Annotated in this window: 18 protein-coding genes; 11 read left to right on the forward strand and 7 right to left on the reverse strand. The window is 67.8% G+C overall.

What is annotated here, in order from left to right:
- Window positions 1–38: 38 nt before the first annotated feature.
- The 7 genes from cyoA (at window position 39) to OF380_RS25950 (ending at window position 5,797) form a co-directional block, all read left to right on the forward strand.
- Complete coding sequence (cyoA, locus tag OF380_RS25920) at window positions 39–1,292, forward strand: ubiquinol oxidase subunit II (protein ID WP_404810513.1); 1,254 nt, start codon at window positions 39–41, stop codon at window positions 1,290–1,292.
- Between the two features lie 17 nt (window positions 1,293–1,309).
- Window positions 1,310–3,325 carry a cytochrome o ubiquinol oxidase subunit I gene (cyoB, locus tag OF380_RS25925; protein WP_264048504.1) on the forward strand — a complete coding sequence of 672 codons (2,016 nt, stop codon included), beginning with the start codon at window positions 1,310–1,312 and terminating at the stop codon, window positions 3,323–3,325.
- The gene (gene cyoC, locus OF380_RS25930; RefSeq protein WP_264048505.1) at window positions 3,318–3,944 is read left to right on the forward strand and encodes a cytochrome o ubiquinol oxidase subunit III; all 627 of its coding nucleotides are present in this window, start codon (window positions 3,318–3,320) and stop codon (window positions 3,942–3,944) included. The genes cyoB and cyoC overlap by 8 nt, the downstream gene beginning before the upstream one ends.
- Window positions 3,941–4,363, forward strand: a complete 423-nt coding sequence (cyoD, locus tag OF380_RS25935; RefSeq protein WP_264048506.1) for a cytochrome o ubiquinol oxidase subunit IV — start codon at window positions 3,941–3,943, stop codon at window positions 4,361–4,363. The genes cyoC and cyoD overlap by 4 nt, the downstream gene beginning before the upstream one ends.
- A 382-nt stretch (window positions 4,364–4,745) precedes the next feature.
- Complete coding sequence (locus OF380_RS25940; RefSeq protein WP_264048507.1) at window positions 4,746–4,985, forward strand: DUF6894 family protein; 240 nt, start codon at window positions 4,746–4,748, stop codon at window positions 4,983–4,985.
- A gap of 210 nt (window positions 4,986–5,195) precedes the next feature.
- Entirely contained in the window at window positions 5,196–5,498 is a 303-nt protein-coding gene (locus OF380_RS25945) for a hypothetical protein (RefSeq protein ID WP_264048509.1), read from the forward strand.
- On the forward strand, window positions 5,495–5,797 hold the full coding sequence (locus tag OF380_RS25950) for a hypothetical protein (protein WP_264048510.1): 303 nt from the start codon (window positions 5,495–5,497) through the stop codon (window positions 5,795–5,797). The genes OF380_RS25945 and OF380_RS25950 overlap by 4 nt, the downstream gene beginning before the upstream one ends.
- A 60-nt stretch (window positions 5,798–5,857) precedes the next feature.
- Here OF380_RS25950 and hemN read toward each other — a convergent pair whose 3' ends face one another.
- The 4 genes from hemN to OF380_RS25970 form a co-directional block, all read right to left on the reverse strand.
- A complete protein-coding gene (gene hemN / locus OF380_RS25955) occupies window positions 5,858–7,210 on the reverse strand; it encodes an oxygen-independent coproporphyrinogen III oxidase (protein WP_264048511.1) in 1,353 nt (450 codons plus the stop codon).
- Window positions 7,211–7,838: 628 nt separating this feature from the next.
- Window positions 7,839–8,159 (reverse strand): hypothetical protein, encoded by a 321-nt coding sequence (locus OF380_RS25960; protein ID WP_264048512.1) that lies wholly within the window; start codon window positions 8,157–8,159, stop codon window positions 7,839–7,841.
- Between the two features lie 110 nt (window positions 8,160–8,269).
- Window positions 8,270–8,536: a hypothetical protein gene (locus tag OF380_RS25965; RefSeq protein WP_264048513.1), complete on the reverse strand. Its 267-nt coding sequence runs from the start codon at window positions 8,534–8,536 to the stop codon at window positions 8,270–8,272.
- Between the two features lie 287 nt (window positions 8,537–8,823).
- A complete protein-coding gene (locus tag OF380_RS25970) occupies window positions 8,824–9,072 on the reverse strand; it encodes a hypothetical protein (protein WP_264051494.1) in 249 nt (82 codons plus the stop codon).
- A gap of 236 nt (window positions 9,073–9,308) precedes the next feature.
- On the opposite strand from OF380_RS25970, the gene OF380_RS25975 reads away from it, so the two are divergent.
- Window positions 9,309–10,847: a sensor domain-containing diguanylate cyclase gene (locus OF380_RS25975; RefSeq protein ID WP_264048514.1), complete on the forward strand. Its 1,539-nt coding sequence runs from the start codon at window positions 9,309–9,311 to the stop codon at window positions 10,845–10,847.
- 36 nt (window positions 10,848–10,883) lie between these two features.
- Here OF380_RS25975 and OF380_RS25980 read toward each other — a convergent pair whose 3' ends face one another.
- Entirely contained in the window at window positions 10,884–11,117 is a 234-nt protein-coding gene (locus tag OF380_RS25980) for a hypothetical protein (protein WP_264048515.1), read from the reverse strand.
- Window positions 11,118–11,642: 525 nt separating this feature from the next.
- Here OF380_RS25980 and OF380_RS25985 point away from each other — a divergent pair.
- The 3 genes from OF380_RS25985 (at window position 11,643) to OF380_RS25995 (ending at window position 17,288) form a co-directional block, all read left to right on the forward strand.
- Window positions 11,643–13,598: an AI-2E family transporter gene (locus OF380_RS25985; RefSeq protein WP_264048516.1), complete on the forward strand. Its 1,956-nt coding sequence runs from the start codon at window positions 11,643–11,645 to the stop codon at window positions 13,596–13,598.
- A gap of 492 nt (window positions 13,599–14,090) precedes the next feature.
- Window positions 14,091–16,319 (forward strand): CHASE3 domain-containing protein, encoded by a 2,229-nt coding sequence (locus OF380_RS25990; protein WP_264048517.1) that lies wholly within the window; start codon window positions 14,091–14,093, stop codon window positions 16,317–16,319.
- Window positions 16,320–16,904: 585 nt separating this feature from the next.
- Window positions 16,905–17,288 (forward strand): response regulator, encoded by a 384-nt coding sequence (locus OF380_RS25995; RefSeq protein WP_264048518.1) that lies wholly within the window; start codon window positions 16,905–16,907, stop codon window positions 17,286–17,288.
- 381 nt (window positions 17,289–17,669) lie between these two features.
- Here OF380_RS25995 and OF380_RS26000 read toward each other — a convergent pair whose 3' ends face one another.
- Together OF380_RS26000 and OF380_RS26005 are read right to left on the reverse strand one after the other, a co-directional pair.
- Complete coding sequence (locus tag OF380_RS26000; protein ID WP_264048519.1) at window positions 17,670–18,563, reverse strand: lipase family protein; 894 nt, start codon at window positions 18,561–18,563, stop codon at window positions 17,670–17,672.
- A gap of 301 nt (window positions 18,564–18,864) precedes the next feature.
- Window positions 18,865–19,260, reverse strand: coding sequence for a MerR family transcriptional regulator (locus OF380_RS26005; protein ID WP_264048520.1), 396 nt, complete (start codon window positions 19,258–19,260; stop codon window positions 18,865–18,867).
- Window positions 19,261–19,502 lie beyond the last annotated feature (242 nt).

Raw genomic sequence — 19,502 nt, forward strand, 5'->3', positions numbered from 1 at the left:
AACGAACATCGCCGCCCGAGGCGGCGTGGCATCATGGAGTGACCGCCCTGGCCTTCCTTTCCGCTCAACCGCCCGCCCGGCGTCGGCGCGGGGTCACGGTCCGCACGCCCCTGCGCACCCTGGCGCTCCTCGCGGCCGCCGGCCTTCTCGGCGGCTGCAACATGATCGTGATGAATCCCGCAGGCGACGTCGCCGTCCAGCAGCGCAACCTCATCGTCGCGTCGACGGCGCTCATGCTGCTCGTCATCCTGCCGGTGATCGCCCTCACCTTCGTGTTCGGGTGGCGCTACCGCTCGTCCAACAAGGACGCCACCTACGACCCGAGCTGGCACCACTCGACGCAGCTCGAAGTGGTCATCTGGACCGTGCCGCTGCTCATCATCATCGCGCTGGGCGCGATGACCTGGATCAGCACGCATACGCTCGATCCTTATCAACCCCTGACCCGTCTCGCGCCCAACAAGCCCGTGCCCGCCGACGCGAGGCCCGTGACGGTCGAGGTGGTCGCGCTCGATTGGAAATGGCTGTTCATCTACCCCGAGCTCGGCGTCGCGAGCGTGAACGAGATGGCCGCGCCCGCGAACGTGCCCATCACCTTCAAGATCACCGCCGCCTCGGTCTGGAACACGTTCTACGTGCCTGCACTCGCCGGCATGATCTACGCGATGCCGGGCATGCAGACGCCGCTGCACGCCGTCATGAACAAGGAGGGCGATTTCAGGGGACAGTCGGCCCACTACAGCGGCTCCGGCTTCTCCCGCATGAACTTCGGCTTCAGAAGCCTGAGCCAGCAGGGCTTCGAGGAGTGGGTTGCGAAGGCCAAGGCGGCCGGATCGCCCCTCGACCGCGGGGCCTACCTCGCCCTTGAAAAGCCAAGCGAGGCGGAACCGGTCCGGTACTTCGGCTCCGTCGAGGGCGGCCTCTACGATGCCATCCTCGGAATGTGCGTCGCGCCGAACCGGATGTGCGTGGGCGAGATGCACCACATCGACAGGAGTGGGGGGGCGGGCAAGGACAGCGAGGCGAACCGCGGCAGGCTCGATTACGACAACCGCCGCCTGGAGAGCGGGCACGAGTCCTCCGCCGCCACCTTCCCGGCATCCGGGCGCCCGCCCATGGGCTCGGTGCAGCCGGAAGGCATGAAGCCCCGTGACCAGAACCTGAGCCGCGGTGGCGTCAACGACCCCAGGACCGAACCGGACCAGGGACAAGGCAATGCCTTGCCGGGCGCCGACAGGGGCCCAGCGCCGGCCCAGCTGAACAACCGGCCTACCGAACGCCACCAGCACTGATCCAGACGGGCATCCGCATGTTCTCGAACGTAGACCTCCAGCAACTCGTCTTCGGGCGCCTGACGCTCGAAGCCATACCCTACCACGAGCCCATCCTGCTCGTGACCTTCGCCGTGGTGGCGGCGGTCGGCGCGGCGCTCCTCGGTGCCGTGACCTGGTTCGGCAAGTGGGGCCATCTCTGGCGGGAATGGTTCACGAGCGTCGACCACAAGAAGATCGGCATCATGTACGTCGTGCTCGCCATCGTGATGCTTCTGCGTGGCTTCGCCGACGCGATCATGATGGTGACGCAGAAGGCGCTCTCGGTCGGCGTCAACGAGGGTTACCTGCCTCCGCACCACTACGACCAGGTCTTCACCGCGCACGGCACGATCATGATCTTCTTCATGGCCATGCCGTTCGTGACCGGCGTGATGAACTACGTCATGCCGCTGCAGATCGGCGCGCGCGACGTGGCCTTCCCCTTCCTGAACAACTTCAGCTTCTGGATGACGGCCGGCGGCGCCGTCCTCAACATGGCCTCCCTGTTCGTCGGCGAGTTCGCGCGCACCGGCTGGCTCGCCTATCCGCCGCTCTCGGGAGCGGCCTACAGCCCGGGGGTGGGCGTCGACTACTACATCTGGAGCCTCCAGATCGCGGGAGTCGGCACGACGCTGTCGGCCATCAACCTCATCGCCACCATCGTGAAGATGCGCGCGCCGGGCATGACCATGATGAGGATGCCGATCTTCACTTGGACGACGCTCGCCAGCAACGCCATCATCGTCACCATCTTCCCGGTCCTGACCGCGACCTTGGCCCTGTTGTCGCTCGACCGTTACGTGGGAACGCACTTCTTCACGAACGACTACGGCGGCAACTCGATGATGTACATGAACCTCATCTGGATCTGGGGCCATCCGGAGGTCTACGTCCTCGTCCTGCCGGCCTTCGGCATCTACTCCGAGATCGTGTCCACCTTCTCCAGGAAGCGGCTGTTCGGCTACACCTCCATGGTCTACGCGACCGTCGTCATCGCCTTCCTGTCCTGGCTGGTGTGGCTCCACCACTTCTTCACCATGGGCGCCGGCGCCAACGTGAACGCCTTCTTCGGCATCACGACCATGATCATCTCGATCCCGACGGGCGCGAAGGTGTTCAACTGGCTCTTCACCATGTACCGCGGCCGGATCGAGTTCGATTCCCCCATGATCTGGGTGATGGGCTTCATCCCGACCTTCGTGCTCGGCGGGCTGACCGGCGTGCTGCTGGCCGTGCCGCCCGCCGACTTCGTCCTGCACAACAGCCTCTTCCTGGTGGCCCACTTCCACAACGTCATCATCGGCGGCGTGGTGTTCGGGCTCCTGGCCGGCGTCAACTACTGGTTCCCCAAGGCCTTCGGCTATCGCCTCGATCCGTTCTGGGGGAAGGTCTCGTTCTGGTGCTGGCTGGTCGGCTTCTGGGTCGTCTTCTCCCCCATCTATGTCCTCGGGCTGATGGGCGTGACGCGCCGGACGCAGCACTTCGAGGACCCGGACGTGCAGCCCTTCCTGACGGTCGCCGCCTTGGGGGCCTTCATCATCTTGGCCGGCATCCTGGCCTTCGTCGTCCAGTTGGTCGTCAGCTACGTCCGGCGCGAGAAGCTGCGCGATCTTACGGGCGACCCCTGGGGCGGCCGCACGCTCGAATGGTCGACCTCCTCGCCGCCCCCTCCCTACAACTTCGCCTTCACCCCCCGTGTCCACGAGATCGACGCCTGGTGGGATATGAAGGAACGGGGACATGACCGGCCCCTGGAAGGCTACCAGCCGATCCACATGCCGAGGAACACCGCCGCCGGCCTCGTCCTGGCGGGGTTCAGCACCGTCCTCGGCTTCGCCCTGGTCTGGTACATCTGGTGGTTGGCGGCGCTCTCCTTCGCCGGCCTGATCGCCGCGGCCATCATGCACACGTTCAACTACAACCGGGACTACTACGTCCCGGCCGAGGACGTCGTCCGGCTTGAGGGCGTGCGGACGGCTCAACTCGCGCGGGGAGCCCGAGCCGATGCATGAGATGACCCCTCCGCCCGGCGCTACGGCGCCGGTCTTCTACGAGCGTGAAGGGCATGCCCACGAGGACGGGGGCACGCTGCTCGGCTTCTGGCTCTACCTGATGAGCGATTGCCTCATCTTCGCGGTGCTGTTCGCCACGTTCGGCGTGCTCGGCCGCAACTATGCGGCGGGCCCGGCGGGCGCGGACCTGTTCGACCTCAGGCTCGTCCTGGTCAACACGGGCCTCCTGCTCCTGTCCTCCATCACCTACGGCGTCGCGATGCTGGAGATGGACCGGCTCCGGGTCGAGAGGACGCTCAGGTGGCTCGCCATCACGGGCGCGCTCGGGGCCGCATTCGTCGGCATCGAGCTGTTCGAGTTCGGGCACCTGATCCACGAGGGCGCGACGCCCCAGCGCAGCGCCTTCCTGTCCTCCTTCTTCATCCTTGTGGGCACGCACGGGCTGCACGTCACGTTCGGCATCGTCTGGCTGGCCACGCTGATGGCGCAGGTGCGCCGTCGCGGGCTGGTCCCGGAGAACCAGCGTCGGCTCATGTGCCTGTCGATGTTCTGGCACTTCCTCGACGTGATCTGGATCGGCGTGTTCACCTTCGTCTACCTGCTGGGAGCCATGCGATGAGCACCTTGAGCGAGGCCAGGCTCGTCCGTCGGCCGCCCGGCGAGGGCAGCGGTGATGGCGAGACGCACGGCGGGCACCCTGCCCGGGGTGCGCACGGCACCCTCAAGGGCTACATGACCGGCTTCGCCCTGTCTGTCGTCCTCACCCTCATCCCTTTCTGGCTGGTGATGGGCGACGTCCTCGGCGACACGTTCAGGACCGGCATCGTCGTCATGGCGCTGGCCGCGGTGCAGATCGTGGTGCACATGATCTACTTCCTGCACATGAACACGAGGTCCGAGGGCGGCTGGACCTTCATAGCCCTCGTCTTCACGGTGACGTTGGTCGTGGTCACGCTCGTCGGGTCGATATGGGTCATGTACCACCTCGACCAGAACATGATGCCGATGTCGCCGCACGAGGCGTTGCACAAGCCCTGAGGCGGAAGCGGGTCCTCGGGCCTGTCTTGCCCGTCCTTCGGGCACCCCGGTACGGGTGGGAGCTCGTCCGGGGGGACAGCTACCCCGCCGCGACGGCCGTTCGGAGTACCAGGATCGGGCGCTACGTAGGCCCCGTCACGGACCGGAACCATGATAGGCTTCGAAGGGCGATGACCTGCGACCCACCGGTCTCCCGGGGGCCATTCAGGCGTCGACAGATACGATGGTTCGACATCCCGGCGCCGAAGGGCGCGACGTGGTGCCCACTCACGTTAATGTGAGCGACGGTCAAAACGTCTAGACTTAGACAATCGCGGATGTGTCTTCGGCTTGCCGCGCCTGAGAGACCAATGTGCTCCCGCCTTCGACGCCGGATACCACGATGCCCCGCTACTTCTTCGATGTTAATGACGGCTATGTTGAACGTGATGACGAGGGGGTGCTTTGCGACGACCTGCAGGCCGCAGCATGGGAAGCCGGCCGCTTGCTCCCCGCCCTTGCGAATGAGAGACGCGCCAAGGACATGGACCGCCAGACCATCACGGTGCTCGTGACGGACGAGGAAGGTCACCCGGTCTATCAAGCCAGCCTGTCGCAAGTCGGAACCTGGCTGCTCCGATAGTCCCATTCGGAAGCGTCCGGTGCCTCAGGCCGCGATATGCCCCGGCGCCCTGTCGAGGTGTGCTCCACCCTCGCTGCACTCGGCCCTGGTTGCAGCCTCGATGTAGCGACGCTTTTGCACCTCTCGCATCAGCTTCTGCTCGACGCCGGCGCCGCGCGGCTAGCGCTCGGGGAAGGCAACCGAGACGGAGAACGACGGCATCTGCAGGCGATGTACATTCAGGTGGTGGGGCCAGGCATCGTCAAGCTTCCCAGGGAGTTCGAACTTGAAGTCATTGGCAGGTATGACAACTTGACCGTTGTCATGCCACCGCCCGAGATCATCGCTGCTGCAAAGCTTGTCCGCGGCTCCGAAGTCGACTTCCAGGACGTGGCATGGTGGGTTGGCCAGCGTGGACTGGACGCAAGCGATATCGAAGCGGCGATAGACCTTTTCCCCAATTCAAGGGATCGCGAGGCCGCCCGTGAGAACATCGTCGTGGTAAGCCTTGTCGCCGATGGGCACGGAAGATGAACCGGACCAAGAGAGACATCTACGTTGAGGCCCTCGAAATCCTGCTCAAGGGCAGGATTGCGTTCGTCGTGAAGGCGAGGGATCGGCAGCTTCTACGGGAAGTGGCTCGGCTTGCCCATGAGGATGCACCCTTGGTGCTGAGCAAGACCGATCCTGCATTATTTCAGGCTTGGCGCACGGCCGTCAGTCGCTTCCATATGGCAGGGTGGACCCACATGACGCCAGCGCGGGTCGATGCCGTCCAGTCGAGCCTTCAAGAGAAAGCGGACGAGATCAACGGATCCCTAACTGCTGCTTGAGGCACCCATAGCAGCACTGCCGAGGACGATTTACGGGCAGGGAACGCTCGTCCCTTGGGTTCACACCGTGCGGCTGTGGGTTCGCCCCGAGGTGCCCAGGTATGCATCGAATGCTGCGGCCACGCTCCGGACGAACGTTCGGGCACCCTCGGGGATGCTCAGGACCTCCCCATCAAGCTCGATCAATCCATCGGCTTCGAGCGTTCGGAGCCTGTCGAGCGACTCCAGAAACTCGTCCGAACGCCGCGCATGCGCACGGCAGGCCTGTCCTACATCCACCGAGAAGTCGCACATGAGCCGCTCGATCAGCGCGGCCCTGAGACGGTCGTCCTCGGTCAGGGCATAACCCTTGACGCACGCCAGCTCGCCGCGCGCGATCCGTTCGGCATAGCGACGGACCTCCTGCTCGTTCTGGACGTAACCCTGGGGCATCCGACCTATCGCGGATGCCCCGAGGCCGATCAACACGTCGCTCGGGTCTGTCGTATAGCCTTGGAAGTTCCGGCGCAGCGTCCCGTCGGCATGCGCCGACCCCATCGGATCGTCCGGCCGGGCGTAGTGGTCGAGTCCGATCCGTCGGTATCCCGCCTCGGCGAGGACCCCGGCGATGGCCTCCGCCTGCGCCCGGCGTGCCTCGCCGTCCGGCAGGTCGGCCTCGTCGATGTGGCGCTGGTGCTTCTTGAAAGACGGCACGTGCGCATAGCCGAACACCGCAAGGCGCTCGGGGCGCAGTTCCAGGCACATCATGGCGGTCTCGACGCAGGACGCGACGGTCTGATGCGGCAGTCCGTAGATCAGGTCGAGGTTGATGCCACCCACGCCTGCAGCCCTCAGGTCCCGGACGGCGTGCTCGGTCGACCCGAAGCTCTGCCGCCTGCGGATCGCCTCCTGGACGACCGGGTCGAAGCTCTGGACGCCGAGGCTCGCACGGGTGACGCCTGCGGTGCCGATGGCGTCCGTCATCTCGTCCGTGAGGGTGCGCGGATCGATCTCGATAGCGAGCTCGGCGCCGGGGTCGAAGGGGAAGCGGGCCCGCATCTGGCCGACGAGGTCGCGGAGCGCCCGGGGCTCCATGATCGTGGGGGTCCCGCCGCCAAAATGCACGTGGCGCACCAGAGGAGGGTTGTCGAGGCGTGCGGAGACGAGGTCGATCTCACGGCGCAGGACGGAAACGTAGTCGCTGACCGGCGCATCGTGCTTGGTGATGCTGGTGTGGCAGCCACAATACCAGCACATCGAGCGGCAGAACGGGACGTGAAGGTAGAGCGACGCGGTCGAGGCCTCGGGGAGTGCACCCAACCAGGTCGCGTACGCATCGGCTCCGACGTCGGCGGCGAAATGCGGGCTGGCGGGGTAGCTGGTGTAGCGGGGCAGGCGCTCCTCCGCGTAACGCGCCCTCAGGTCGTCCCTCATGCCGGCTTCCGTCCGTGGCTACGACGCTGCCGCCCTCGGCGGCCAAAGCGATGGGCATGTCCGTACGAAGCCGCGCCCCGGCGTTCCTTGACCTGGATCAAGTGGCCTCCCGCCCCTCCAGCCATGGAGCATCGGCCACGCTGCGCCATGCGCGCATCCCCGGCGGCACATCACGTCTGAACCTCGGCGATGGCTCTATGCCGCGGCTGCCGCGTCTCGAAGGACCGGCGACCCTCTCCCCTGGATTCCGGCAGCTTCCGGCTTCGGTGCCGATCTTTTATGGCCGGCTGACGCTGCCGGCCATGCTGCGGCATGTGATTGGCACGTTCGCGGGATGCCCCACGGTTACGTCAGCCAGGTCGTGCCCGGCTTTCCTCCCGCCGGCCGTCGCGAAATAAGCCGGTCGGTAGCCGCCCCGGCGCAAGTCGCCCCTGCCCCGGTGCCGGTATTGTCGGCAGGCCCATGCGTGCATGGTAAGGGCCGGGGTACGCGTGTCGCATGCCGGCTCGTTCGGAAGAGCCGATGGCACCAGCGTCCGGCCGCGGAAGCGCCGACGGAGAATGCCGACAACGACGCTCGTCCAGCCTGTCGCCGCGAGCGCTCCTGCGCCGCAAGGGCCGCGCCTGCCTCAGCGGCGGCGAAGCAGGCCGAACGCAGCGAAGCCCGCCAACCCGGCAAGGCTAAGCGCAAGCAGGCGGTTATCCTGGAAGGCCGCGGCCGCCTGCCCTCCCGAGCGGCGGAGCGAGTGCGCGACGGGGGAGCGGGCGAGAAGCTCCTCCGCACGCGCGCGGTGCTCGTCGCGGACGTTGATCAGCACAAGGAAGCGGTCGCCCTGCCGCTCGATGTCGATGCTATTGCGCGCGAAGCCGGCGCTCGCGAGCCGCTGCCTCGCCGCCCGGGCTCCATCCAGGGAGGAGAAGAAGGCGGTGACAGGGCTGGCAGCGGTCATTCGGGATCTCCGGTGGTTTTGGGGTGAAAGCCCCGATGTGGAAGGTGGGCGGCGGGATCACGGTCGATCCAGTCGACGCCGTCGGTGATGAAGGGGAAGGTTCGGAGTGCCTATCCGGCGATCCTGACCGAAACCGGATCGCCCCTGGAAGAAGTCTCCTCCAACGCCTCGTCCAGCATCTCCTCAAGCCGATCCGGATGCTTGCCGGGCAGCGTCGCATCGTAGGGGCGGCGTGCGGTCCCGCCGGACACCGCCTGCAACCGCCGTCGCTCGGTCCCTTGGCGCACGGCGTCGTGGACGAGGTACGCGAGACCGGCGCTTGGAGAAGGATCGTGCTCCACGGAACCTGACCCCGGTGCGTGGGAGGGGTCGGGCATCTTGGCGTCTCCCTATCGCGGACGGGCGCTTAGCCGGTTCAAAACGACAGGCCGCGTCGGCGGTTCCGAACTGGACCTGGGGACCTGGCCCTCTCGATGACCTCCTTGCCACATACGGCCCCATGAGGCGGCGCGGGAGAACGACGCCCGATCCCGCCTCGGCCAGGGTAGTCGGCCCATCCGGCCTGGGACCTGTCGCATGAAGGTCTCGGCCGGACCGGCAGCGTACCCTCCCGGCACCTCCACGATGCGGCGAGGGACCAGCGCGCCATGGGCCGAGCAGCCTGTCAGGCTCTCATGAGGCGCCGCGTATTGTCCGCGACAAGCTCCCGGTAGCGCGCCAGCACTTGATCGTGCGAGCCGCCGGCCATCACCGTGTTCACCGCCTCCATCGCCGCCACGACCTTCTCGCCGACCATCGACATCATCTCGGACCGTGCGTCGGCTCCGCCCCATGCGATGCGCACCAGCCTCAGCTCCATGACCTTCTGCGCTTCCAGGGCGAGCATGAACGCGGCGCAGAACGGGTTGAGCATCGAAGTCTCCGGCATGGGTGATGGCACGTACAACGCGGCGGGGACATGGACGGTGCCGACGGAGGTCTACGCAGAAGGACGTCGCGGCCCGCGACGCGCCGGCAACTCGAATCGCGGCGGTTCTACGAACCTCACGTTAAGCACGATCCGTCAAAGGTACGCCAAGCCCTCGGGCCGTCTCCTCCTACGGGCGTTGGACCTCATTGACGAAGCAACGAAACCCGGGAGCGCTTACGATGGCACTGCCGCCGCTCCTCGGCGAGCGCCTCCGTCACGCCCGAGCCTGGATCGCCCTCGGCGTCCTGACGCCGCTCGGCATGCTCGCGGTCTCCGGGCTGATGCTGCTCGACCTGAGGCAGGACGCCTGGGACAAGGCGGAGGTCACCTCGAAGAACCTGCTCCAGGTCATCGAGCGCGACATCGCCCGCAACGTCGAGATCCTCGACCTCTCCCTTCAGGGCGCCGTCGAGAACCTGCGCCTGCCGGACATCGAGGACCTCAAGCCCGAGCTCCGCAGGCTCGTGCTGTTCGACCGCTCCGCCACAGCCCGGGACATCGGCGACATGCTCGTGATCGACGAGCACGGGAACGCCCTCGTCGATGCCGGCGCCCTCTCACCCCGCCAGGGCAACTACGCCGACCGTGACTACTTCCGCGTCCACGAGGCGCGCGACGGACTCGGCCTCCACGTCGGCAGGCCCCTCGTCTCGCGCCTCACCGGGGAGCGCATGCTGCCCTTCAGCCGCCGGGTGACCAAGCCCGATGGTTCCTTCGGTGGTGTGGCGCTGATAACCCTCAAGCTCAGCTACCTCGCCAGGCTCTTCGACCAGATCGGCCTTGGGCGCGACGGGACGATCAACCTCTACCTGCGCGACGGCACGCGCATCATGCGCCAGCCTTTCGCCGAGTCCGACATCGGCGCGGACGTCGCCGACGACCCGACCTTCCGACGCTTCCTCGACGCGCCCTCCGGCGCCTTCGTCGCCGGATCGGCCGGCGAGGACATCGAGCGACATCACGCCTTCACCTCCGTGGGCGACCTTCCGCTCGTGCTCGACGTCGCGCTTGCCACGCGCGACATAGAGGCGGGCTGGCGCACCAGGGCGTCCACCCTCGGCGCCGTCGTGCTCGCACTTTGCGGCGTGACCGTCTTCCTGTCCCTGCTGTTCGGGCGGGAACTGCGCCGCCGCGACGCGATGCAGGCCGAGCTCGCACGCTTGTCGTGGACCGATGCCCTCACGGGTCTGGCCAACCGTCGACGGTACGAGGAGGCGTTCCAGGCCGCCTGGGCCGACGCGGTTCGCAGGGGCGGGCCGCTTTCGCTCCTTGTCGTGGACGCGGACCACTTCAAGCTCTTCAACGACCGTTACGGCCATGCCGTCGGCGATACGGTGCTGAGGGACCTCGCCCGTTGCCTGTCCGCCAGCGTGAGCGCGCCGACAGGTCTTGCGGCCCGGATCGGCGGCGAGGAGTTCGCCCTCCTCCTGCCTGGGACGGACACGGACGGGGCGCTGAGGGTCGCGCGCAAGGTCCACGCCGAGGTCTCGACGCTCGGTGTCCCATCGGCCTCCATCCGGCCGGGTACGGTCACGGTGAGCATCGGCGTCGCGACCGGCCATGCCTCCGCCGGAGGGAATCCGGAGGCGCTATACCGTGCAGCCGACGCCGCGCTCTACGAGGCGAAGGCGGGCGGCCGCCATCAGACCCGCTGCGCCCAGGCGCCTTTCGGCCCCGGCGGACCGGGGGCCCGCTTGATCCGGGCGTTGAGGGCGTGACGCGTGGCCGTGGGGGACGCCGTTCCACCGCGGACATCAGGCCTCGCCGTCCACGTCGCGGTACGTGGCCTTCAGAGCCGCAACCCGGGCCCGTGCTTCCATTGCCCTGACGCGATGATGCCTGGCGAGGCTCTGGATGCCCCCGGCGATCTCGTGACCGCCATCCTCGCGGCATGTATGGGCGATCTCCGCGCACTCGCGGGCGACGCCCTCTTCGATGACGATGGCTCGGAGCAGTTCCTCGATGAGGCTGCGGACCGCGTCGCGCATCCGTGCCCTCCCTTGCACGCGCCACTCGCCCGATACGGGTGGATGCGCCGAATCTATGCCGGGCGCGTGCGAAACCCAACCAGGTCTCATCGAGGACCGAGCCTTGATGAAACCGAACCAACGTCCCGTGATAGCAACGCTTCATTATGGTTCGATGAGCTCGAACAAGCCCCCGCGATTACGGACGTGGTACTCCCGTGAGGCGAGCCCAGCGAGCAGTGCAAACGTCACGGCCTTCGCGTTCGGTGGCCCTGATGCCGAGCCAGGTAGGCATCGACCCCGCGCCCGACCTCGACGATGCCGCCAGGCGGCTGACACGTCGCATGTGAGAGGAGCGAGCGCATCGCTTTGTCGAGCGGGTCCTTACCGACGGTATCGCCAAGCGTCGAGTAACCGTTCCGCGTCGTGCCGCCCCAGCGGCACGGCATTCGACGGTGTTCGCCGGGACGAGGGTCCAAAGCGCCCCGTTCCGCGTTGGGAGGCCGTGCGCCGCGTACCGTCGGCCTCGCGTCGAGGAGTTTTCCCATGCCGGCTGACGAAGCCACCGCCCCGCGCCCACCCGCACAGGTGCCGCCGCCGCTCGTGCCGGGCTTGCGCGGCCTCCTGACCCTTGCGGTCGGCGTCGTGCTGATCGCCGCCCTCTACTTCGGACGCGAGGTCTTCATCCCGCTAGTCCTGGCGGTTCTCCTCAGCTTTGTCCTGGCGCCCGTGGTCAACCTGTTGCGCCGGATCAAGCTGGGACGCGTCCCGTCCGTGATCGTCGCCGTCCTGCTGGCCCTGGCGGTCATCGGCGGCATCGGTGCTCTCATCGGCACGCAGGTCGCCGGGCTCGCCGGCAACCTGCCGCAGTACCAGGCCACCGTGCAGAAGAAGTTCGCCGGGCTGCAGGAAGGCTGGCTGGGCCAAGCCAATCGGGTCATCGCGAAGTTCAACCATCAGGTTCACGATGCCACCCAGAAGGCCGATGCCGCCGGCACCGCCGCGGCGACCGGTCCGGCCGGCGACACGCCGAAGGCGCAGCTCGTCCGGGTGCAGGAGCCCGAGATCTCACCGTTGGCTCTGGCGGAGAAGGTGCTCGGCCCGATCTTCGAGCCGCTGACCACCGTGGGCATCGTCCTGGTCGTGGTGGTCTTCCTGCTCCTGCAGCGCGAGGACCTGCGCAACCGCATGATCCGCCTGTTCGGGTCGGGCGACCTCCACCGCACCACGGTGGCCATGGACGATGCCGCGGCCCGCCTCGGCACCTACTTCCTGGCCCAACTCGGCATGAACGCCACCTTCGGCGTCATCATCGGCGTGGGCCTCTGGTTCATCGGAGTGCCCAATCCCCTATTATGGGGCGTGTTCTCGGCGCTCATGCGCTTCGTGCCCTACATCGGTGCCTTCATCTCCGGGATCCTCCCGGTCGCCCTGGCAGCCGCCGTCGACCCGGGCTGGTCGATGGTCATCGCCACCGCCGCCCTGTTCCTGATTGCCGAGCCCATCTTCGGTCAGGTCATCGAGCCCCTGCTCTACGGGCACTCGACCGGGCTCTCCCCCTTCGCGGTGATCGTCTCCACCCTGTTCTGGGGATTCCTCTGGGGGCCCATCGGCCTGATCCTGGCCACCCCCTTCACCGTCTGCCTCGTGGTGCTCGGACGCCACGTCGACAGCCTGGAGTTCCTCGACATCATGCTGGGCGACCGGCCGCCCCTGACGCCCATCGAGAACTTCTACCAACGGATGCTGGCCGGGGACCCTGACGAGGTGCGAGACCTTGCCGAGGCGATGCTAAAGGAGCGCTCGCTCTCCTCCTACTACGACGAGGTCGCTCTGAAGGGGCTTCAACTCGCGGCCAACGACTTCGGGCGCGGGGTCGTCACGCCCGCGCAGCTGGAGAACATCCGGGCGTCCTCCCGTTCCCTCGTCGAGGACTTCGAGGACCATTCCGACGTCGAGCCGAAGGGCGAGGACAAGGCCGTCAACCCGAACGAAACTCCGACCCTGGCTGAACGGACCCATCCCAAGAACGAGGCCGTGCCCGGCCAGGCGCCGCCTCGCGAGGCGCTCCCCGAGGCGTGGCGCGGCGATGCGCCGGTGCTGTGCATCGCCGGACGCGGCCCCCTAGACGAGGCATCCTCGGCCATGCTGGCGCAGTTGCTGCGCAAGCATGGGCTCGGGGCCAAGGTCGCCGGTCACGAGGCGGTTTCGCGCGACCGCATCCGCGACCTCGACCTCACCGGCGTGGCGATGGTGTGCATCTCCTACCTCGACATCTCCGGCAACCCGGCGCACCTGCGCTACCTGCTGGAGCGCCTGAAGCGGCGCGCGCCGGGCATGCCGGTGCTGGTCGGGCTCTGGCCTGTCGGCGAGAAGGTTCTCACCGACGCCGCCATCGGTCGACAGCTCGGTGCGGACGTCTACGTGTCCTCGCTGCGGGACGCCGTCGCGGCCTGCCTGAAGGCGGCCGGGGGCGAAACGGGAAGTGCCCTCGCCGCTTGAACCCTCGCACCGACCGAGCGACTTGATCGCTCGGGCTCATCCGCGGCGTTGGAGGGAGGCGGGCCCGCGAAGTCGCCGGACGTCCGCGCGCATCTCGGCGAGTGGCGGTAGCAGGAGGACCCATCGCAGGTCGGCCCGCCCGTGGGTCAACCGCAGTCGTTTGCCATCCGGTGGCCGGTGACGGTCGCCCCTTAACGCTCGGCGCAGATCCGGTGGCCAAGGCATGCGTTGCCTAAGGCTGCATCTGCGGGAGCCGACCGTTTCCCAGCTGGGAGGGATTCGGAAGCCCCGGGTGGTGGATGACCTGAGGCGATGGTCTCGCGACGGGTGTCGCCGGATGGTTCTCGGCACGAAAGGTCGGAACCAGTCGGGAGGCCTCGACAATCCCGCAGATTCTGTCCCAATGCATGGTAGGCGGGATGCGAACGCGCACGGGACCTTCGCCGCTGGCCGCCAGATCTCCGACCATCGCCGTTCGCGGATCGAACACCAATGACACGTTACCTCGTTGCCCGCGCCAACCTGATGGTCTTCGGCGTGCTGGTCGTCATCCTGTGCCTCGTCGGCGCAATGGCCTGGGAGCGCCTGAACGCCTCCCGCGAGGCCCGGGAGTGGTCGATGCACAGCTACCGGGTGCTGACAACGACCAAGGACCTTTCCATCGCGTTGCGCGACGCCGAGCGGGGCCAGCGCGGCTACCTCCTGACCGGCAACCCCGACTACCTCAGCCCCTACAACGCCGCACGCGACCGCATCGGCGTGCTCCAGGGCGAGCTGCAGAAGCTCACGTCCGACAACATGGCACAGCAGGAGCGCCTGCGCGTCCTCGCGCCGGTGGCCCAGCACAAGCTGGAGGAACTCGCCCAGACCGTGCAGGCGCGCCGCGACGGCGGCCTGGAATCGGCGCTGCGCATCGTGGCCACGGATGCAGGCCGCAATCATATGAAGGATGCCGAGGCCATCCTCGACGTCATGCTCGTCGACGAGCAGCGGCTGCTGGACGAGCGCCTCGCCCAGAACGATGCCCGCGCAGCCTGGGTACGCTGGCTGGTCATCGGCGGCTCCGTGCTCGCCGTCCTGACGCTGCTTTGGGCGGCCCGGCTCCTGAACCAGGCGTGGTCGCACTCCCACCGGACGGAGGCGGAGCAGCGGGACCTGGCGTTGCGCCTGCGGACCACCCTGGACAGCCTCAGCCAGGGCGTGGCGGTGTTCGGGCCCGACCGCAGGCTCGTGAGCTGGAACGAGTGCTTCCAGGTGCTGCTCGACTTGCCGAAGGCCATGCTTCGGCCGGGCACCGCCTACGGTGCCTTCGCCGAGCACACGGCCGAGCCGGGACGCGCGGCGCTGGAGAGCGAGGACCAGGTCCGGCACGGAAGCCAAAACCCCCGGGAGGCCACCACCTACGAGCGCGAGCGCGCCGATGGACACCACCTGGAGATCCGTCGGACACCGATGCCGGACGGCGGCTTGGTCCTGACCATCTCCGACATGACCAAGCGTGCCCAGGCCGAGGGCGTGCTGCGCGAGGCGCAGAAGATGCAGGCCATCGGCCAGTTGACCGGCGGCATCGCGCACGACTTCAACAACCTGCTCCAGGTCATCCTGGGAAACCTGGAGATCGTACGCTCCAAGCTCAGCGACGACCCCAAGCTGCAGGACCGGATCCAGCGCGCAGCCTGGGCGGCCCAGCGCGGCGCGACCCTGACGGGCCAGCTCCTCGCCTTCGCCCGCAAGCAGCCGCTGGCGCCGGCCGCCATCGATTTGGCCGCGACCATGCCGGACCTCGTGCCCCTGCTCCGGCGCACGCTGGGCGAGCACATCGAGGTGCGCTACGTCGAGACCGCCGGGCTGTGGCCGGCGATGGCCGACCCGGCGCAGCTTGAGAGCGCCGTCCTGAACCTGGCCCTGAACGCGCGTGACGCGATGCCGGGCGGCGGGCGCCTCACCATCGAGCTCGGCAACAAGGTGCTCGACCAGGAGTACGCCCGCCACCATGCCGAGGTCGTGCCCGGGGACTACGCGATGGTCGCGGTGTCCGACACCGGGCACGGCATGGCCCCGGAGGTCGTGGCCCGCGTGTTCGAGCCGTTCTTCACGACCAAGCCCGACGGAAAGGGCACCGGCCTCGGGCTCGCCATGGTGTTCGGCTTCGTCAAGCAGTCGGGCGGGCACGTGAAGGTCTACTCGGAACCCGGCGAGGGCACGACGGTGAAGCTCTACCTGCCGCGGGCCGTCGGGAATGCGGCGGCTGCCCGCCAGCGCACCGGCGCGCCCGTGGAACTGCCGCGCGGCTCCGTCACCGTGCTGGTGGTGGAGGACGAGGCGGCGGTGCGCGAGATCGCGTGCGCGATCCTCGCCGACCTCGGCTACCGGGTGCTGGAGGCCGCCGACGGCGAGGAGGCGCTGCGCGTCCTCGGCCCGGACGCATCCGCCATCGACCTGCTGCTGACCGACGTGGTCCTGCCCGGCAAGGTGCGAGGCCGCGAGCTTTCGGAGCGCGTCCTCGCGCTGCGGCCGGACGTGCGGGTGCTCTTCATGTCCGGCTACACCGAGAACAGCATCGTGCATCACGGCCGGCTCGACGACGGGGTGCATCTCCTCGGCAAGCCGTTCAAGCGCGAGCAACTCGCCCTCAAGGTCGCCGAGGTGCTCGGAACGCTCAGGGGCGACGCGGACGGGTCCGGCAAGGTGGTGGAGCTCAGGCCGCGACGCGACGTGTGAGCGCCGCTAAGGGACATCCGGTCGACCTTCACCCTGGATGGGCCCCTCGATGGGCCCGGTCCGGACGGGCGGAATTTGACTGGCGCCTTCGGCGTCGCGGAAGCGGACACACCGCCGGTCTTCGCTATCCGGATGCGCAAGGGACTCGTGAGGTTGCGCTTCGACGGTGATCCCGTGGCATAGGCTTTCCCTCCCTGGCCCGGGCGGACCAGGCATCCGTGGATTGCGCATACGTGATCGCGATGGGCGCCAACGTTGGGGGCACGCGTTGCGTCCGCGTTGACGATGACGCCGGGAGCCTGCCACCCAAGCCGCTGGCGGCCATGCCCCGCCCTTGCCTAGGCTTGCGCCTGATCCCGGATCCGGCTCGTCGGATCGACGGAAGGCCGAGTCGGCCTGCAGCTGGCAAAGGTGTCACCGCGCCGCGCCTCGTCCGGCCGCTGCACGGAGGGAAGCACCATGAGAGTGGCGCGTGCGCAGCGGCTCAGCCGGACGCTGATGCCTAGGCACGCAGACGTCTCGCTTGCTGGGGCATGGATTTCTTAACCTGAGTGAACCTCACGTGCTCGTGATCGTTCTCGTTCCATGTCCGGTCCTCAGCAATCCTCCCCCTCCCTGGTCCTGGTCGTCGAGGACGAAGGGCTCGTTCGCCTCATGGCCGTAGACATGCTGGAAGATGCCGGGTTCACCGTCATCGAGGCATCGAGCGCCGATGAAGCCTGGACGGTTCTTCAAAGCCGGAGCGACGATGTCGGGGTGCTTTTTACTGACATCGAGATGCCGGGGTCCATGAACGGCTTTGCATTGGCGTCGCGGGTGGCCGAGTGTTGGCCCCACATTCGATTGGTGCTGACGTCCGGACGATGTCGTCCCATTGCGTGCGAGGTGCCCGACCACGGCAGGTTCGTGCCCAAACCCTATCTGGCGGACCAGCTGCTCAAGGCTTTCGATCAGGCCAGGCCGATCTGAGCATCGGTCTACGTCACCCGACCGCAGGGGCCATCCTGTGCCCAGGGATGGGGGGCGGCAGATCCGGACGTGAAGGTTCCTGGTCCGGCGGTCGTGGGGAGTTGCCGGAAGCCTTTTCGGGGTCGCTCGACATGTGAGGCAACCCTTCAGGCGGCCGTATTCCGGACGCAGGGATGAGGCCTGGGGCGCCGCCGTTATGACGGGAAGGCCGTCGACGAACGGCAGGACACGAGGACCCGATGGTGTTGGATACCCCAGCGCTGCCACCGCAGCTCGGCAAGGGATGGCGGGCCTCGTCGATAGCGGTGACGGGACGGCACGAATTCCGTCGGGGCGCATCGGCGAACGGCGCGGCACGGTGGCGACGGGGCATGGGCTCGCCTAGGCCCGTTCCCTCGCCCGAGGGATGGCAAGCGATGGGTTCGCGAACCCGCGCGCGATGCGCGAGAACTCCGGTGTGCGCAGATACCCGTAGGACTTGTGGTGGTTCGGCTCGCCGTCCGGCCGCCGGTAGCCGTTCACCACGCGCCGGTCGACCACATGCGAACCACGGCCGTTCGGCTCGAAGACCGCCTTCAGGGCTCCCATGATCGCGACGACGTCGTCGCCGTCGGCAAGGTTCGTCCACTGCCCGACGGTGTCCGGCACCCTCGGGCGTCCGTGCTCCGACTCGATCTTCAGCCTCACCTTCGCCAATCCGAGCGGCGAGCCGGCGGTCACGAGGTGCTCGACCCGCAAGGAGGGATCCTCGCGTTCCAGCATGCGCAGCACGTCGTAGGCAACGACCGATCCCATCGAGTGCGCAACGAGCAGGATGCGATGGTCCCTGAAGGCCCGCAGGCGTTCGGCCAGCCGGGCCCGGACCCGCCGCGCGAATGCCTGGTCGACGTGGTAATGCCAGAGGTCGTCGAAGCGATGTTCCAGGATCAGGTCGTCGACGAGCGTGACGCCTGTCATCTTCTCGATGGTGTCGATGCCCGCGTATACCGGCGCCAGGACGTCCTTGGCCGTGGTTTCCGGCGCCTCGTCGCCCCCGGGGAGCGGTCCAGCGCCGTCGTAGGGCCGATACGGCTCCCGGTTCTCGGCCTCCGTGAGGGGAGCCTCGTACCGGAGGTCGGCCCAGTAGACGAACTCGAAGGCGAAGCCCGCATCTGGCATTTCCTCGTTGCGGGCAAGGCCTTCGGCGATGGCCGCCTTCCACCACCGCGTCTTCTCGTCGACGGGCGGCTTGTTCGCCAAGCCATGGATGCCGATGACGACGGGATGACGCTTCATGCGGCCGAGGTACCCTCCCGATGTGGCGCAGCCCTCCACTTCGTCGGGATTGCCTTAGCCGCCTTTGTAACGCCGTTTCCGCGGCTTGGATGCGTGCCGCCCGGCCCCTGCGACCTTGGTCGCACTGCGTAGGGCCTGTAGCGGTGCAGCTTGTCCGCACCGCTACAGGCGTCGCCCGGTCTTCGGCTGACCGTTACCCACCCTCGTGCTGTCCTGGTAGTACGGCGCCGGCCGCTTCCTGCGGGTGGTCGGTGCGTGCGGGACCGTAGGCCCGTGCTTCCCTCCGAGGTATGGCTGCCGGTCAGTCGTCGGCGTCGGCCAGTGCTTCGACGATGCGGCCCCCTGGCCCTCGGTCGGCGACCGCCTGCACCTCGATCCGGAGCGCCGAAAGGCGGGCCAGGCGGCTGTCGATGGCGGCGAGGTGCCGGCGCGCGATCACGTCATCCTCGCCGCGAGGACCGTCGCCCCGGTCGGCGAGGTCGAGCATCGACCGGATGGCCTCCACGTCGAATCCCAGGTCGCGCGCATGCCGGATGAACCTGAGACGGCGCACGGTGGCCTCGTCGTAGGTCCGCCTGTTCGTGTCCGTCCGGACGGCGGCCGGAAGGAGCCCGTTGATCTCGTAGTAGCGGATGGTGGGGACCTTGACCCCGGCCTTCTCCGAGAGCGTCCCGATCGCGAAGGTCTTGTTCTCCATGCCCGCTCCTCCAGCCACCGGAGGCGGTACGGCATTCACGTCGCCCGGGGAAGGCCCGTCGCTGTCCGGTGGGGCCCAGGGCATGGGTCGTCCGGTCACGGTGCAAGGATGCCGTGTCCTCCCGCGACTTCCCCACGCGGCATGATGCCAAGGCCGCCGACCCGACCCGGCGACGCAGCGGTTGAGACGCGCGCCGCGGCGAAGCTACCCGTGCCGGCTGGGAGCCCGCCTCGGCGAGCCCG

It is taken from the genome of Methylobacterium sp. FF17, from assembly GCF_025813715.1.
GTDB classification, from domain to species: domain Bacteria; phylum Pseudomonadota; class Alphaproteobacteria; order Rhizobiales; family Beijerinckiaceae; genus Methylobacterium; species Methylobacterium flocculans.

Excerpts from the sequence above, each read along its gene's own strand:
- OF380_RS25985 (WP_264048516.1), top strand. The coding sequence starts at position 11,643 with ATGCCGGCTGACGAAGCCACCGCCCCGCGCCCACCCGCACAGGTGCCG.
- OF380_RS25995 (WP_264048518.1), top strand. The coding sequence starts at position 16,905 with ATGTCCGGTCCTCAGCAATCCTCCCCCTCCCTGGTCCTGGTCGTCGAG.
- cyoD (WP_264048506.1), top strand. The coding sequence starts at position 3,941 with ATGAGCACCTTGAGCGAGGCCAGGCTCGTCCGTCGGCCGCCCGGCGAG.
- cyoB (WP_264048504.1), top strand. The coding sequence starts at position 1,310 with ATGTTCTCGAACGTAGACCTCCAGCAACTCGTCTTCGGGCGCCTGACG.
- OF380_RS25965 (WP_264048513.1), bottom strand. The coding sequence starts at position 8,536 with ATGCCCGACCCCTCCCACGCACCGGGGTCAGGTTCCGTGGAGCACGAT.
- OF380_RS26005 (WP_264048520.1), bottom strand. The coding sequence starts at position 19,260 with ATGGAGAACAAGACCTTCGCGATCGGGACGCTCTCGGAGAAGGCCGGG.
- OF380_RS25940 (WP_264048507.1), top strand. The coding sequence starts at position 4,746 with ATGCCCCGCTACTTCTTCGATGTTAATGACGGCTATGTTGAACGTGAT.
- OF380_RS25970 (WP_264051494.1), bottom strand. The coding sequence starts at position 9,072 with ATGCTCAACCCGTTCTGCGCCGCGTTCATGCTCGCCCTGGAAGCGCAG.
- hemN (WP_264048511.1), bottom strand. The coding sequence starts at position 7,210 with ATGAGGGACGACCTGAGGGCGCGTTACGCGGAGGAGCGCCTGCCCCGC.
- OF380_RS25975 (WP_264048514.1), top strand. The coding sequence starts at position 9,309 with ATGGCACTGCCGCCGCTCCTCGGCGAGCGCCTCCGTCACGCCCGAGCC.
- OF380_RS25960 (WP_264048512.1), bottom strand. The coding sequence starts at position 8,159 with ATGACCGCTGCCAGCCCTGTCACCGCCTTCTTCTCCTCCCTGGATGGA.
- OF380_RS25980 (WP_264048515.1), bottom strand. The coding sequence starts at position 11,117 with ATGCGCGACGCGGTCCGCAGCCTCATCGAGGAACTGCTCCGAGCCATC.
- OF380_RS25990 (WP_264048517.1), top strand. The coding sequence starts at position 14,091 with ATGACACGTTACCTCGTTGCCCGCGCCAACCTGATGGTCTTCGGCGTG.
- OF380_RS25950 (WP_264048510.1), top strand. The coding sequence starts at position 5,495 with ATGAACCGGACCAAGAGAGACATCTACGTTGAGGCCCTCGAAATCCTG.
- OF380_RS26000 (WP_264048519.1), bottom strand. The coding sequence starts at position 18,563 with ATGAAGCGTCATCCCGTCGTCATCGGCATCCATGGCTTGGCGAACAAG.
- cyoC (WP_264048505.1), top strand. The coding sequence starts at position 3,318 with ATGCATGAGATGACCCCTCCGCCCGGCGCTACGGCGCCGGTCTTCTAC.
- OF380_RS25945 (WP_264048509.1), top strand. The coding sequence starts at position 5,196 with ATGTACATTCAGGTGGTGGGGCCAGGCATCGTCAAGCTTCCCAGGGAG.